Source organism: Streptomyces sp. CA-106110 (assembly GCF_050936285.1).
In the GTDB taxonomy this organism is placed as follows: domain Bacteria; phylum Actinomycetota; class Actinomycetes; order Streptomycetales; family Streptomycetaceae; genus Streptomyces.
In genome coordinates this window covers 9,742,209-9,755,534 of sequence record NZ_JBNJNB010000001.1, presented here as the reverse complement: position 1 = coordinate 9,755,534, position 13,326 = coordinate 9,742,209, and the positions used below count along the sequence as shown (strand labels likewise).

15 protein-coding genes are annotated in these 13,326 nt (G+C 71.1%); 9 read left to right on the top strand and 6 right to left on the bottom strand.

Annotated elements, in window-relative coordinates:
* The first annotated feature begins 114 nt into the window (after positions 1–114).
* On the top strand, positions 115–771 hold the full coding sequence (locus ACQEXA_RS45015; protein WP_432925207.1) for a TetR family transcriptional regulator: 657 nt from the start codon (positions 115–117) through the stop codon (positions 769–771).
* Positions 772–839: 68 nt separating this feature from the next.
* On the opposite strand, the gene def is transcribed toward ACQEXA_RS45015, so the two are convergent.
* Complete coding sequence (def, locus tag ACQEXA_RS45010; protein WP_432925209.1) at positions 840–1,379, bottom strand: peptide deformylase; 540 nt, start codon at positions 1,377–1,379, stop codon at positions 840–842.
* Positions 1,380–1,522: 143 nt separating this feature from the next.
* On the opposite strand from def, the gene ACQEXA_RS45005 reads away from it, so the two are divergent.
* From ACQEXA_RS45005 to ACQEXA_RS44990, 4 genes are all read left to right on the top strand, one after another.
* Complete coding sequence (locus tag ACQEXA_RS45005; protein ID WP_432925211.1) at positions 1,523–2,761, top strand: MurT ligase domain-containing protein; 1,239 nt, start codon at positions 1,523–1,525, stop codon at positions 2,759–2,761.
* A gap of 19 nt (positions 2,762–2,780) precedes the next feature.
* The gene (locus ACQEXA_RS45000; protein ID WP_359391333.1) at positions 2,781–3,509 is read left to right on the top strand and encodes a type 1 glutamine amidotransferase; all 729 of its coding nucleotides are present in this window, start codon (positions 2,781–2,783) and stop codon (positions 3,507–3,509) included.
* A gap of 234 nt (positions 3,510–3,743) precedes the next feature.
* Positions 3,744–4,769: a 6-phosphofructokinase gene (locus tag ACQEXA_RS44995; RefSeq protein WP_432925213.1), complete on the top strand. Its 1,026-nt coding sequence runs from the start codon at positions 3,744–3,746 to the stop codon at positions 4,767–4,769.
* Positions 4,770–4,902: 133 nt separating this feature from the next.
* Positions 4,903–5,853, top strand: a complete 951-nt coding sequence (locus ACQEXA_RS44990) for a cytochrome c oxidase assembly protein (RefSeq protein ID WP_359391329.1) — start codon at positions 4,903–4,905, stop codon at positions 5,851–5,853.
* Positions 5,854–5,861: 8 nt separating this feature from the next.
* Here ACQEXA_RS44990 and ACQEXA_RS44985 read toward each other — a convergent pair whose 3' ends face one another.
* Positions 5,862–6,074, bottom strand: a complete 213-nt coding sequence (locus tag ACQEXA_RS44985; protein ID WP_432925215.1) for a hypothetical protein — start codon at positions 6,072–6,074, stop codon at positions 5,862–5,864.
* Positions 6,075–6,221: 147 nt separating this feature from the next.
* On the opposite strand from ACQEXA_RS44985, the gene ACQEXA_RS44980 reads away from it, so the two are divergent.
* Entirely contained in the window at positions 6,222–6,380 is a 159-nt protein-coding gene (locus ACQEXA_RS44980; protein ID WP_359391325.1) for a hypothetical protein, read from the top strand.
* Between the two features lie 3 nt (positions 6,381–6,383).
* Here the strand turns inward: ACQEXA_RS44980 and ACQEXA_RS44975 are convergent, their stop codons facing one another.
* The 4 genes from ACQEXA_RS44975 to ACQEXA_RS44960 are packed head-to-tail and all read right to left on the bottom strand — an operon-like array spanning position 6,384 to position 10,437.
* Positions 6,384–7,589: a sensor histidine kinase gene (locus ACQEXA_RS44975; RefSeq protein ID WP_432925217.1), complete on the bottom strand. Its 1,206-nt coding sequence runs from the start codon at positions 7,587–7,589 to the stop codon at positions 6,384–6,386.
* The gene (locus ACQEXA_RS44970; protein WP_432925219.1) at positions 7,586–9,304 is read right to left on the bottom strand and encodes a cation acetate symporter; all 1,719 of its coding nucleotides are present in this window, start codon (positions 9,302–9,304) and stop codon (positions 7,586–7,588) included. Before ACQEXA_RS44970 ends, ACQEXA_RS44975 begins: the two co-directional genes overlap by 4 nt.
* A gap of 9 nt (positions 9,305–9,313) precedes the next feature.
* A complete protein-coding gene (locus ACQEXA_RS44965; protein WP_432925221.1) occupies positions 9,314–9,670 on the bottom strand; it encodes a hypothetical protein in 357 nt (118 codons plus the stop codon).
* An 8-nt stretch (positions 9,671–9,678) separates the two neighbouring features.
* On the bottom strand, positions 9,679–10,437 hold the full coding sequence (locus tag ACQEXA_RS44960; RefSeq protein ID WP_432925223.1) for a LytR/AlgR family response regulator transcription factor: 759 nt from the start codon (positions 10,435–10,437) through the stop codon (positions 9,679–9,681).
* A gap of 77 nt (positions 10,438–10,514) precedes the next feature.
* Here ACQEXA_RS44960 and ACQEXA_RS44955 point away from each other — a divergent pair, with 77 nt between their 5' ends.
* The 3 genes from ACQEXA_RS44955 to rocD all read left to right on the top strand — a co-directional run bounded on the left by ACQEXA_RS44955 (position 10,515) and on the right by rocD (position 13,174).
* The gene (locus ACQEXA_RS44955) at positions 10,515–11,018 is read left to right on the top strand and encodes an Lrp/AsnC family transcriptional regulator (protein WP_432925225.1); all 504 of its coding nucleotides are present in this window, start codon (positions 10,515–10,517) and stop codon (positions 11,016–11,018) included.
* A gap of 126 nt (positions 11,019–11,144) precedes the next feature.
* Entirely contained in the window at positions 11,145–11,957 is an 813-nt protein-coding gene (gene ddaH / locus ACQEXA_RS44950) for a dimethylargininase (RefSeq protein WP_432925227.1), read from the top strand.
* Positions 11,954–13,174 carry an ornithine--oxo-acid transaminase gene (rocD, locus tag ACQEXA_RS44945; protein WP_432925229.1) on the top strand — a complete coding sequence of 407 codons (1,221 nt, stop codon included), beginning with the start codon at positions 11,954–11,956 and terminating at the stop codon, positions 13,172–13,174. The genes ddaH and rocD overlap by 4 nt, the downstream gene beginning before the upstream one ends.
* The last annotated feature ends 152 nt before the right edge of the window (positions 13,175–13,326 follow it).

The window sequence follows — 13,326 nt, the reverse complement described above, 5'->3', positions numbered from 1 at the left end:
CCTGGCCGGAGCGGCACAGCTTCACCGGGCGGTCGGCAGCTCGTTCGATACCGACCTGCGTTTCAGTGTTAGTTTGCGCAGGCGTCACCGATACAGCACGGGTGGGGAGAGATCATGGACACCACGCAGCGGGCCGAGCAGCAGCGGTCCGCCGACCGCCGACGGCGCGAGCTGCTGGAGGCCGCCGACCGGGTGGTGCTGCGCGACGGCCCTGGGGCCTCGATGAACGCCATCGCCGCGGAAGCCGGCATCACCAAGCCGATCCTCTACCGCCACTTCGGCGACAAGGGCGGCCTCTACGCCGCACTGGCCAAACGGCACACGGACGCGCTGCTCGCATCCCTGCGCGCGGCGCTGGACGCGCCCTCCGACCGACGGGAGCGGGTCGAGTCCACGCTGGACACCTATCTCGCGGCCATCGAGGCACGACCCCAGGTCTACCGCTTCCTGATGCATCCGGCGGAGGGTGCCTCGCAGAGCGACCAGGCCAGCGACCAGGGCTTCGACACGGGACGGCACTCCATTCCGGTGCTGCGCCGGATGGGTGAGGAGCTGGCCGTCTTCATCGAGGAGCGGCTGGACCTCGGGCCGGGCAGCCACCAGCTCGCCCGGATCTGGGGACACGGCATCGTCGGCATGATGCACGCGGCCGGAGACTGGTGGCTGGGAGAACGTCCTTGTTCCCGCGCCGAGTTGGTACGGAGTCTGGCGGATCTGCTGTGGGGCCGGCTGGCCGCTGCCGGGGACCGCATCGGAGGCCCCGGGTTCTGAACCGCCCCGAAAGAGGCGCGGAGCCGTGCCGTGTGCGCCTCCGCCGCATGGGGCGACCGGCCACGGCCCTAGCGGCTCCAGGGCGCCCGGGCGGCCTGCCGCATCACCTTGCGGTGCCGCCAGCCGGTGAGCCGGTCCACGTACAGGCCTCCGTCGAGGTGGTCGCACTCGTGCTGCAGGCACCGGGCGAACCACCCGGTGCCGTGCACGGTGACCGGCTCGCCGTCCACCGTGAACCCCTCGACGACCGCGTGGTCGTACCGCTGTGTCCCCGCTTCGAGCCCCGGCAGCGACAAGCACCCCTCGGGTCCGCGCAGCACCAGGCCGTCGGCCTCGACGAGCCGCGGGTTCACCACATGCCCCACATGCCGGACGTCCTCGTCGTCCTCGCAGTCGTACACGAACACCCGCAGGGACTCCCCGACCTGATTCGCGGCCAGGCCCACGCCCTGGGCGGCGTACATCGTGGCGAACATGTCCTCGACCAGCCGGGCGAGTTCGGGACCGAAGTCGGTGACCGGCTCGCAGGGTGTGTGGAGCACACTGTCACCGAGCAGGGTGACGGGCCTCACGCGCCCTCGCGCGCCCGGGATCGAGCCTTGTCGCATGGCGGCAAGGGTACGGTCCGAAGAGCCGTGCAGGTGCCGGGATGGTGCCGCGATTCGGGTGCGTGAATGGATCTCGATAGGCTGAGGTCCAGACGTTGCCCGGGACAGCGCGCGGCGCCGTACGCAAGGAGGATCGAGAACTGATGGCAGGCAACTCGGACCCGCTGACGCCGCGGGCCAAGCTGGCCGTGACCGCGGGCAAGGCGGTCGCTGCGGCATCGCGGGCCGCGGGGCGCGGCAGCGGATCGGTGATCGGTGGCCGAGTCGCGCTCAGACTCGACCCCGACCTCCTCGCCCGGCTCGCCCAGAACCTGGACGTCATTCTGGTCTCCGCCACCAACGGCAAGACCACGACCACCCGGCTGATCGCGGAGGCGCTGCGCGCCGCGGGCCCGGTCGTCTCCAACGCGCTCGGCGCCAACATGCCCGCCGGTATCACCTCGGCGCTGGCCGGCGGCTCGGAGGCCAAGTTCGGCGTGATCGAGGTCGACGAGAAGTACCTCGCCGGGGTCGCCCGTGACACCGACCCGAAGTGCATCGCGCTGCTCAACCTCTCCCGCGACCAGCTCGACCGCGCCGCCGAGACCCGGATGCTGGCCGAGAACTGGCGTGAGGGCCTGGCCGGTTCCAAGGCTGTCATCGTCGCCAACGCGGACGACCCGCTTGTCGTGTGGGCCGCCTCCTCCTCGCCCAACGTGATCTGGGTCGCCGCCGGCCAGATGTGGAAGGACGACGCCTGGTCCTGCCCGAACTGCGGCGGTGTGATGCAGCGCCCCGGCGACGACTGGTACTGCGGCGCGTGCGGCTTCCGCCGGCCCACCCCGTCCTGGGCCCTGTCCGGCGACCACGTGCTCGACCCGCACGGCTCCGCCTGGCCGATCCACCTCCAGCTGCCGGGCCGCGCCAACAAGGCCAACGCCACCACCTCGGCCGCCGTCGCCGCCGTCTTCGGCGTCCCCCCGCAGGTCGCCCTCGAGCGCATGTACCAGGTCCAGGCGGTGGCCGGGCGCTACGACGTCGTCCAGTTCCAGGGCCGCGACCTGCGCCTGCTGCTAGCCAAGAACCCGGCCGGCTGGCTGGAGACGTTCTCGCTGATCGACCCGCCGCCGGCCCCGGTGATCCTCTCGGTGAACGCGCGCGGCGCGGACGGCACCGACACCTCCTGGCTGTGGGACGTCGAGTACACGCGGCTGACCGGCCACCCGATCTTCGTCATCGGCGACCGGAAGCTGGACCTGGCCGTCCGCCTGGAGGTCGCCAACCAGTCCTTCCAGGTCTGCGAGAACCTCGACCAGGCGGTCCAGCAGGCCCCGCCGGGCCGGATCGAGGTCATCGCGAACTACACCGCGTTCCAGGACCTGCGCCGCCGCGTCGGCAACTGACCACGAAGGACGATCATCGATGAGTGACAACAGCCTGCGTCTGGTGTGGATCTACCCGGACCTGCTGAGCACCTACGGCGACCAGGGCAACGCGCTCGTCGTGGAGCGCCGGGCCCGCCAGCGCGGCCTCGACGTGGCGCGGCTCGACGTGCGCAGCGACCAGCCGATCCCCACCTCCGGCGACATCTACCTGATCGGCGGCGGCGAGGACCGTCCGCAGCGGCTCGCGGCCGAGCGGCTACGCCGCGACGGCGGCCTCTACCGGGCCGTGGAGAACGGCGCGATCGTCTTCTCCGTCTGCGCCGGTTACCAGATCCTGGGCCATGAGTTCATCAACGACCTCGGGCAGCGGGAGCCGGGCCTCGGCCTACTGGACGTGGTCTCGGGACGCGGCGAGGGCGAGCGGTGCGTCGGCGACGTGCTCGCCGACATCGACCCGCGCCTCGGCCTCCCCCAGCTCACCGGCTTCGAGAACCATCAGGGCGTCACCCACGTGGGCCCGACCGCCCGCCCGTTCGCGCAGGTGCGGTTCGGCAATGGCAACGGCACGGGCGACGGCACGGAGGGCGCGTACAACGACACGGTCTTCGGCACGTACATGCACGGTCCCGTCCTCGCGCGCAACCCGCAGATCGCGGATCTGCTGCTGAAGCTGGCGCTCGACGTGAACGCGCTCCCGCCCGTCGACGACCGCTGGTACGAGGCGCTGCGCAACGAGCGCATCACCGCTGCCCAGCAGCCTGCCTAGGCCCTTCGTGCCACGGCCCCGAAACGGTTCCTCAGGGCCCGCCGGGAGCGCGTCGACCCGCCGGACGACCCGGTACGGCGGGCCCGTCTGACGGCCTGTCCGCACAGGTGAGCGGGCACGTCCAGCAGGCGGACGCACGGTGCCTCCCCGCCCCCTGTCGCCGGTAGGGTGGCGGGGATCGAACCGGACAACGTGGTCCGGTCCCCGGCCCACGTTGAGAAGGTATTTCGGGCTATGCGCATTGGTGTCCTCACGTCCGGCGGCGACTGCCCCGGCCTGAACGCCGTCATCCGGTCCGTCGTGCACCGCGCCGTCGTCGACCACGGCGACGAGGTCATCGGCTTCCGGGACGGCTGGAAGGGTCTCCTGGAGTGCGACTACCTCAAGCTCGACCTCGACGCGGTGAGCGGCATCCTGACTCGCGGCGGCACCATCCTCGGCTCCTCCCGGGTCCGTCCCGAGCACCTGCGGGACGGTGTGGAGCGGGCCAGGGGCCATGTCGAGGAGCTGGGTCTCGACGCGATCATCCCGATCGGCGGTGAGGGCACGCTCAAGGCGGCCCGGCTGCTCTCCGACAACGGCCTGCCGATCGTCGGCGTGCCGAAGACCATCGACAACGACATCGCTGTCACGGACGTCACCTTCGGGTTCGACACGGCCGTGGGCGTGGCCACCGAGGCCCTCGACCGGCTGAAGACCACCGCCGAGTCCCACCAGCGGGTGCTGATCGTGGAGGTCATGGGCCGCCACACCGGCTGGATCGCGCTGCACTCCGGCATGGCCGCCGGCGCCCACGCCATCGTCGTGCCGGAACGCCCCTTCGACATCGAGGAGTTGGCGGCCCGGGTGGGCGAGCGGTTCGACGCCGGCAAGCGGTTCGCGATCGTCGTCGCCGCCGAGGGCGCCAAGCCGAAGGCGGGCACCATGGACTTCGACGAGGGCGGCAAGGACGTCTACGGCCACGAGCGCTTCGCGGGCATCGCCCGACAGCTCTCCCTGGAGCTGGAGCAGCGGCTCGGCAAGGAGGCGCGCCCGGTGATCCTCGGCCATGTCCAGCGCGGCGGTACGCCGACGGCGTACGACCGCGTGCTCGCCACCCGCTTCGGCTGGCACGCCGTCGAGGCGGTGCACCGCGGCGAGTTCGGGAACATGACCGCGCTGCGCGGCACCGACATCGTGATGGTGTCGCTGGCGGAGGCGGTGGAGACGCTGAAGACGGTGCCGTCGGAGCGGTACGCCGAGGCGGAGTGCGTCCTGTAATGCGGTACTGATCCCGTAGGTGCCTGAAAGTCCGCCCCCGGTCGCAGCGGCGACCGGGGGCGGTTCTACTCTGGGTGCGGACAGACAGCTGTGGACAGACAGCGCGCAACCCCCACGAACCAGGAGCCGGCGGATGGATCACGGCGGGCACGGCATGACCATGGATCTGCCGCCCTTCACGCTGGGGCGGGGGCTCGAGTGGTCGGCGGACCCGTTCTTCCTGGTCGCCTGCCTGGCCGGGCTCGCGCTGTACGGCTGGGGTGTCGCACGGCTCGTCCGCCGCGGCGACAAGTGGCCCGTGGGACGCACCGTCGCGTATGTCATCGGTGTGCTCACCGTGATGCTGGTCATGTGCACCAAGCTCAACGACTACGGCATGGTCATGTTCAGCGTGCACATGGTGCAGCACATGGTGATCAGCATGCTGTCCCCGATCCTGATTCTGCTCGGCGCGCCGATCACTCTGGCGCTGCGCGCGCTGCCGACCGCGGGCCGCGGCCGCAAGGGGCCCCGCGAACTGCTGCTGATGCTGCTGCACAGCCGCTACATGCGGATCATCACCCACCCGGCGTTCACGATCCCGCTGTTCATCGCAAGCCTGTACGGGCTCTACTTCAGCCCGATCTTCGACTTCCTGATGGGGTCCAAGGCCGGACACATCACGATGATGGTGCACTTCCTCGCCGTCGGTCTGGTGTTCTTCTGGCCGATCATGGGCATCGACCCCGGCCCGCACCGCCCCGGTCACCTACTGCGGATGCTGGAGCTGTTCGCGGGCATGCCGTTCCACGCGTTCTTCGGCATCGCACTGATGATGGCGTCCTCGCCCATGGTCGGCACCTACCTGCATCCGCCCGCCTCACTGGGCATCGACCCCCTGTCGGACCAGACCGCGGCCGGCGGCATCGCCTGGGCGTTCAGCGAAATCCCCTCCGTGCTGGTGCTCCTGGCCCTGCTCTTCCAGTGGTACGGCTCCGAGCAGCGGCAGGCCAGGCGTAAGGACCGCGCGGCGGACCGGGACGGCGACAAGGAACTCGAGGCGTACAACGCCTACCTGGCATCACTCAACGCACGCGGCCGCTGAGTTCTGCCTCACCGCTCGACGCCGCCGACGTCCGGTGAGCCGGCATCGTCGCCGGCGGGCGGCGGACGCACCGCGGGCGGCTCCTCCTCACCGCCCGGCAGCACTCGCCCGCCCGTGTCCGGCTCGGCGACCGGCGCCACCGGTGCGCCCTCCACCGGCAAGTCGCCGTCCACGAGCACTGCGGCCGTCAGTTCGGCGCCCGTGACGTCGGCATCCGCCACCAGCGGACGGCGGCCCAAGGACCACGACCGCGACGTCGCCCGCCGGGGTAAGGGTGGCCTGTTCGTCGGAACTCTTCCGTCATGCACACCGTACTCACGCAGAACGGGGCACCATGGGAGAGGACGAACCATGAGGAGGGTGTCGCGATGCCCGGTTCCACGAAGACGATGGGGGTGCTGACCGTCGGTGGGCTCGTTGTGGTGACGGCCTACACGGTGGCGCTCGGCAGCAGCGGGTGGCTGTGGTTCGGGTGGGTCGTCCTCGGATTGATCACCCTCGGCATGGTGGCCACCCGGGACAGCTGACCGTCACTGCCGGGGCAGTCGTCCCGCCGAGTGCACACCCGGCTGGTACTTCGGCAACCGGGCGGTGATCTTCATGCCCGCTCCCACCGCGGTCTCGATGACGAGCCCGTGGTCGTCGCCGTAGACCTGGCGCAGCCGGTCGTCCACGTTCGACAGGCCGATACCGCCCGACGGACCGGCCTCGCCGGCGAGGATGCGGCGCAGCAGCTCCGGCTCCATGCCGACGCCGTCGTCCTCGATGACGACCAGGGCCTCGGCGCCCGCGTCCTGCGCGCTGATGCTGATGTGGCGCTTGTCGGTGGTGCCCTCCAGGCCGTGCTTGACGGCGTTCTCCACCAGCGGCTGAAGGCACAGGAACGGCAGCGCCACCGGCAGCACCTCGGGCGCGATCTGGAGGGTGACCGAGAGCCGGTCGCCGAAGCGGGCCCGCACCAGCGCCAGATAGTGGTCGATGGCGTGGAGTTCGTCGGCGAGGGTGGTGAAGTCGCCGTGCCGCCTGAACGAGTAGCGGGTGAAGTCGGCGAACTGCAGCAGGAGTTCACGGGCGCGCTCGGGGTCGGTGCGGACGAACGAGGCAATCACGGCGAGCGAGTTGAAGATGAAGTGCGGGGAGATCTGGGCACGCAGCGCCCTGATCTCCGCCTCGATGAGCCGGGTGCGGGACCGGTCGAGGTCCGCCAGCTCCAGTTGCACGGAAACCCAGCGGGCGACCTCGCCCGCGGCCCGGACGAGGACCGCGGACTCGCGGGGCGCACAGGCCACAAGTGCCCCGTGCACCCGGTCGTCCACCGTGAGCGGGGCGACGACGGCCCAGCGACATGGGCAGTCCGGCTCGGCGCACCGGAGGCGGAAGGCCTCACCGCGGCCGCTTTCCAACGGGCCCCCGAGCCGGTCCAGCACCTCGTCGCGATGGTGCTCCCCCGCGCCGTCCCAGGCCAGCACGGTCTCCCGGTCGGTCAGGCAGAGGGCGTCGGTGCCGAGCAGGGTACGCAGCCGGCGCGCGGACCTGCGGGCCGTCTCCTCGGTGAGCCCGGCGCGCAGGGGCGGCGCCGCGAGGGAGGCGGTGTGCAGGGTCTGGAAGGTGGCGTGCTCGACGGGCGTACCGAGGCCACCGAGGTTCTCGGGGCGCGCCGTGCGCCGTCCCAGCCAGAAACCGGCGGCGAGCAAAGGGAGTACGGCCACGCACAGCCCGGCGAGGAAACCGCTCACGTCTGCACCTCCGCGCGCAGTTCCTCGGGCAGATGGAACCGGGCCAGGATCGCCGCCGTACCGCTGGGCACCCGGCCGGGTGTGGCCAGGGACACGAGCACCATGGTCAGGAACCCGAGCGGCACCGACCACAGCGCGGGCCAGGCGAGCAGGGCGTACAGGGTGCCGGTCCCGGTGCCGGGATAGCCCGCCATCGTCGCCGCCACCGCGACGAACGCCGAACCGCCCCCGATCAGCATGCCCGCCGCCGCCCCCGGCGGGGTCAGCCGCCGCCACCAGATGCCCAGCACGAGCAACGGGCAGAACGACGACGCGGACACCGCGAACGCGAGCCCCACCGCGTCGGCCACCGGAAGCCCGCCCACCAGGACGCTCGCCGCGAGCGGTACCGCCATCGCCAGCAGGGTGCCGAGGCGGAAGTGCCGTACGCCCCGCGACGGCAGCACGTCCTGGGTGAGCACCCCGGCCACGGCCATGGTCAGCCCGGAGGCCGTGGACAGGAAGGCGGCGAAGGCACCGCCCGCGATCAGCGCACCCAGCAGATCCGCGCCGATGCCCCCGATCATCCGGTCGGGCAGCAGCAGCACCGCGGCGTCCGCGTCCCCGCTGAGGGTGAGTTCGGGAGCGTAGAGCCGGCCCAGCGCCCCGTAGACGGGCGGCAGCAGGTAGAAGGCGCCGATCAGCGCCAGCACGGCGACGGTGGTGCGGCGGGCCGCGACGCCGTGGGGGCTGGTGTAGAAGCGGACGACGACATGCGGCAACCCCATGGTGCCGAGGAAGGTGGCGAGGATCAGCCCGTATGTGGCGTACAGCGGACGTTCCTCGCGACCGGAGGCCAGCGAGGTCGACATACCTCCGTTGGAGCCACGGTCGGCGACAGGGACGGGGTCGCCCTTGCCGAAGGTCAGCAGGGTGCCGCGCTCGATGCGGTGGGCACCCGTGGCGAGGTGCGCAGGACCCCCGGTGTACCGGCGGCCGTCGACCGTGCCCGTGACGGTGACGTCGAGCGGGCGGGACAGATTCAGCTCCAGGCCGTCGTCGATCCGTACGACCCGATGGTCACGGAAGGCGGGCGGTTCCGCGAAGGCGTCGCGCGGAGCACCGTCCCCCTGCCAGGCCAGCACCAGGAAGAGCGCAGGGACGAGCAGTGCGGTGAGTTTGAGCCAGTACTGGAAGGCCTGGACGAAGGTGATGCTGCGCATGCCGCCGGCCGCGACGGTCGCGACCACCACGATGGCGACGATGACACAGCCCAGCGCGTCGGGCGCGCCGGTGAGCACGGTCAAGGTGAGCCCAGCGCCCTGGAGTTGGGGCAGCAGATAGAGCCAGCCGACGCCGACCACGAAGGCGCCGGCGAGCCTGCGCACCTGCTGCGAGGCCAGGCGCGCCTCGGCGAAGTCGGGGAGCGTGTAGGCACCCGAGCGACGCAGCGGGGCGGCGACGAACAGGAGCAGGACGAGATAGCCCGCGGTGTAGCCGACCGGGTACCACAGCATGTCGGGGCCCTGGACGAGGACGAGCCCCGCGATGCCCAGGAAGGAGGCGGCGGACAGGTACTCGCCGCTGATCGCGGCCGCGTTGAGCCGGGGCCCCACGGTGCGGGAGGCGACGTAGAAGTCGGAGGTGGTGCGCGAGATGCGCAGACCGAACGCGCCGACGAAGACGGTGGCGAGGACGACGAGGGCGACCGCCGGGATCGAGTAGTTCTGGTTCACGACGGCACCTCAGCGGTCCTCTACGAGACGGACGAAGTCCTTCTCGTTGCGCTCGGCGCGGCGTACGTACCAGCGAGCGAGCAGGACCAGCGGCGGATAGAGGCAGAAGCCCAGTACGACCCATTCCAGGTCGGCTTTGCGCGTGGTGGCGAAGACCAGGGGCAGGGGGCCCACCAGGAGCACGAGCACCGTGAGGACGACGAGTGCGGCCCTGAGCTGGCTGCGCATCAGCGAGCGGACATAGGTGTGACCGAGGGTGGTCTGCTCGTCGATCTCGGTACGCGGACGGTAGTACCCGGAGGCCGGGCGGGTGCGCCGGGGCGGCCCGGTGACGACGACGCGGCGTTCGGCGGGGTCCTGGGGCACGTCTCCCCTCACCGTCCCGTGGTCCGGCGCATCAGCAGCTCCCGCAGTTCGCGGGCGTGCCGTCGGCTGACCTGGAGTTCCACGGAGTCGACGAGGACGCTCACCGTGCCCGCGTCCAGGCGGAACTCGTCGATGTGGCGCAGCGCCACGAGGTGACTGCGGTGGATCCGGACGAATCCGCGCGAGCGCCAGCGCTCCTCCAGGGTGGACAACGGGATCCGCACGAGATGGCTGCCCTGGACGGTGTGCAGACGGGCGTAGTCGCCCTGCGCCTCCACATGGGTGATGTCCTCGACGGGCACGAACCGCATCACGCCGCCGAGCTCCACGGATATGTGGTCGGGGTCGGGCTCGTGCAGGGGTATCAGCGGCGCGGTCTCCCGCTGCTGCGCGGCCCGGCGCACGGCCTCGGCGAGCCGCTCCCGGCGTACCGGCTTCAGAACGTAGTCGACGGCCTTGAGGTCGAAGGCCTGTACGGCGAAGCCCTCGTGGGCGGTGACGAACACGACGAGCGGCGGCCGGGCGAAGCCGGTCAGCAGTCTGGCCATCTCCAGACCGTCGAGTCCGGGCATGTGGATGTCGAGGAAGACGACGTCGACCGCGTCGGGGCCGCCGGGACCCGACTCCAGGGCGCGGTTGATGTGACGCAGCGCCTCGGTCGCGTCGCTCGCACCCTCCACGCTGCCGATCCGCGGATCCGCGCGCAGCAGATACAGGAGTTCCTCCAGAGAGGGGCGTTCGTCGTCGACGGCGAGAGCGCGCAGCATGAACGTGGAGTGTAGGTGGATTCCGTACGCCTGCCCATGTGCGGAACATGGACGTTCCTGCTGGATACAGTGCCCGCATGAACAGCAGGCCGACGCCGTTCGACGAGCTCGACCGGAAGATCGTCACCGCACTCGTGGCGAACGCGAGGACCAGTTTCGCCGAGATCGGCGCCGCCGTCGGCCTGTCGTCGACCGCGGTCAAACGCCGCGTCGACCGGCTGCGCGAGACGGGTGTGATCACCGGGTTCACGGCCACGGTGAAGCCGGCTGCGCTGGGCTGGCGCACCGAGGCGTACGTGGAGGTGTACTGCGAGGGCGCGGCGCCGCCCCGGCGTCTGGCGGAGGTGGTGCGCAACCACCCGGAGATCGTCGCGGCGATGACCGTGACCGGTGGCGCCGACGCGCTGCTGCATGTACGGGCGCGGGACGTCGAGCACTTCGAGGAGGTGCTGGAGCGCATCCGTACGGAGCCGTTCATCCGGAAGACGATCAGCGTGATGGTCCTATCCCACCTGCTGCCGGAGAGTCCGGAGGCCGGAGCCAGCCTTGCTGCCCCGGATGGCGCAACAGACATGCGCTGACCAGCTCGAAGACGCAGTATTGCTGCGCGGACGCGCAGTCTTCGTTTCTTGTCGCCCGTCTGCGTCACTTCCTACCTTGGTGCCAACCCTCAGTTCGACACCCCCAGGAAGCGGAGGAACCCCTCTGTGCCCGACATCCGTGTGCCGCGGCGGCGGCGCTTCCTCGTCTGCGAACCCAGACATTTCGCCGTGCAGTACGCGATCAATCCCTGGATGCATCCTGACACCAAGGTCGACGTCGATCTGGCTCAGGAGCAGTGGCTGGCGCTGATGGACACCTACCGTGCCCATGGCCACAGCGTCGACGCGGTGGACCCGGTCGCCGGACTCCCGGACATGGTGTTCGCCGCGAACTCAGCGGTCGTCGTCGACGGCCGCGTCTTCGGATCCCTGTTCCACGCGCCCGAGCGGCGCCCCGAGTCCGTCCACTACGAGACGTGGTTCAAGGCGGCCGGCTTCGACGTCCATCGCCCCGAGTCGGTCTGCGAGGGCGAGGGCGATCTGGTCTGGACGGGACGGTACGTCCTGGCAGGCACCGGATTCCGCACGACCCGTGAGGCGCACCGCGAGGTGCAGGAGTTCTTCGGGCACCCGGTGATCAGCCTGACCCTGGTGGACCCGTACTTCTACCACCTGGACACGGCGCTGTTCGTCCTCGACGACGACAACATCGTGTACTACCCGGAGGCGTTCTCACCCGGCAGCCGCGAGGTGCTCGCCCGGCTGTTCCCGGACGCGGTGCTCGCCACCCGCGACGACGCGATGGCCTTCGGGCTCAACTCCGTCTCCGACGGTCGCCACGTCTTCATCGCGCCGAAGGCGGAGGCGCTGGCCGCCCGGCTCGCCGACCACGGCTACGACCCCGTCCCCGTCGACCTCTCCGAGTTCCACAAGGCCGGCGGAGGCATCAAGTGCTGCACCCAGGAGATCCGTCCATGACCGCACCCGCCCGCACGCGTTCGTCCGCCGAGCTGATCAGCGCCGAGGAGCCGGTCCTCGCGCACAACTACCACCCGCTGCCCGTGGTCGTGGCCCGCGCCGAGGGCGCCTGGGTGGAGGACGTCGAGGGCCGCCGGTATCTCGACATGCTCGCCGGCTACTCGGCCCTCAACTTCGGGCACCGCAACCCGGTGCTCATCGAGGCGGCGCACCGCCAGCTGGACCGGCTGACCCTCACGTCCCGTGCCTTCCACAACGACCAGCTGGCCGAGTTCGCCGAATCTCTCGCCGCCCTGACCGGCCTGGACATGGTGCTGCCCATGAACACGGGCGCGGAGGCGGTGGAGAGCGCCGTCAAGGTGGCCCGCAAGTGGGCGTACGAGGTCAAGGGCGTGCCCGCCGACCGGGCGACGATCGTGGTCGCGGACGGCAACTTCCACGGCCGTACGACGACGATCGTCAGCTTCTCCACGGACGAGACGGCGCGGTCGGGCTTCGGCCCGTTCACCCCGGGCTTCCGGGTCGTCCCCTACAACGACCTGGCCGCACTGGAGGCGGCGGTCGACGAGACGACGGCGGCTGTACTGATCGAGCCCCTCCAGGGCGAGGCGGGTGTGATCATCCCGGACGAGGGCTATCTCGCCGGGGTGCGCGACCTCACCCGCCGTGCCGGGTGCCTGTTCGTCGCCGACGAGATCCAGTCCGGCCTCGGCCGCACCGGCCGCACGATGGCCGTGGAGCACGAGGGGGTCGTGCCGGACGTCCTGCTGCTCGGCAAGGCACTCGGCGGCGGCATCGTGCCGGTGTCCGCGGTGGTGGCGCGCCGGGACGTCCTCGGCGTGCTGCGGCCCGGCGAGCACGGCTCGACGTTCGGCGGCAACCCGCTGGCCGCCGCGGTCGGTTCGGCGGTGGTGGGCCTGCTGGAGACGGGTGAGTACCAGCGCCGGGCCGCCGAGCTGGGCGAGGTGCTGCGGGACGAGCTCGCCGCGCTCGTCGGCAAGGGAGTCGTGGGCTTCCGGTCGCGCGGGCTGTGGGCGGGCGTCGACGTGGACCCTGTCATCGGCACGGGCCGTGAGATCAGCGAGCGGCTGATGCGGGAGGGGATCCTGGTCAAGGACACCCACGGGTCGACGATCCGCCTGGCTCCGCCGCTGACGATCACGGAGGAGGAGCTGCGCTCGGCGCTGCGGACCCTGGAGAAGGCCCTGACGGCCTGACACGACGCACACCCGGGGGCTGCCGCGCCTGTCCCCCGGGTGCCGTCCCGCCGGTCATCGGCCCGACAGCCCGCTGAGGTCCCGTACCCCGGCGGGCATACGCGCGCGCCGAGCCCCGGGGGCTCCCGCCCGTCCGTGCCGATGAGCCGCCG

Coding starts and splice junctions, on each gene's coding strand:
- ACQEXA_RS45015 (WP_432925207.1), top strand. CDS start 115: ATGGACACCACGCAGCGGGCCGAGCAGCAGCGGTCCGCCGACCGCCGA.
- def (WP_432925209.1), bottom strand. CDS start 1,379: ATGCGACAAGGCTCGATCCCGGGCGCGCGAGGGCGCGTGAGGCCCGTC.
- ACQEXA_RS45005 (WP_432925211.1), top strand. CDS start 1,523: ATGGCAGGCAACTCGGACCCGCTGACGCCGCGGGCCAAGCTGGCCGTG.
- ACQEXA_RS45000 (WP_359391333.1), top strand. CDS start 2,781: ATGAGTGACAACAGCCTGCGTCTGGTGTGGATCTACCCGGACCTGCTG.
- ACQEXA_RS44995 (WP_432925213.1), top strand. CDS start 3,744: ATGCGCATTGGTGTCCTCACGTCCGGCGGCGACTGCCCCGGCCTGAAC.
- ACQEXA_RS44990 (WP_359391329.1), top strand. CDS start 4,903: ATGGATCACGGCGGGCACGGCATGACCATGGATCTGCCGCCCTTCACG.
- ACQEXA_RS44980 (WP_359391325.1), top strand. CDS start 6,222: ATGCCCGGTTCCACGAAGACGATGGGGGTGCTGACCGTCGGTGGGCTC.
- ACQEXA_RS44960 (WP_432925223.1), bottom strand. CDS start 10,437: ATGCTGCGCGCTCTCGCCGTCGACGACGAACGCCCCTCTCTGGAGGAA.
- ACQEXA_RS44955 (WP_432925225.1), top strand. CDS start 10,515: ATGAACAGCAGGCCGACGCCGTTCGACGAGCTCGACCGGAAGATCGTC.
- rocD (WP_432925229.1), top strand. CDS start 11,954: ATGACCGCACCCGCCCGCACGCGTTCGTCCGCCGAGCTGATCAGCGCC.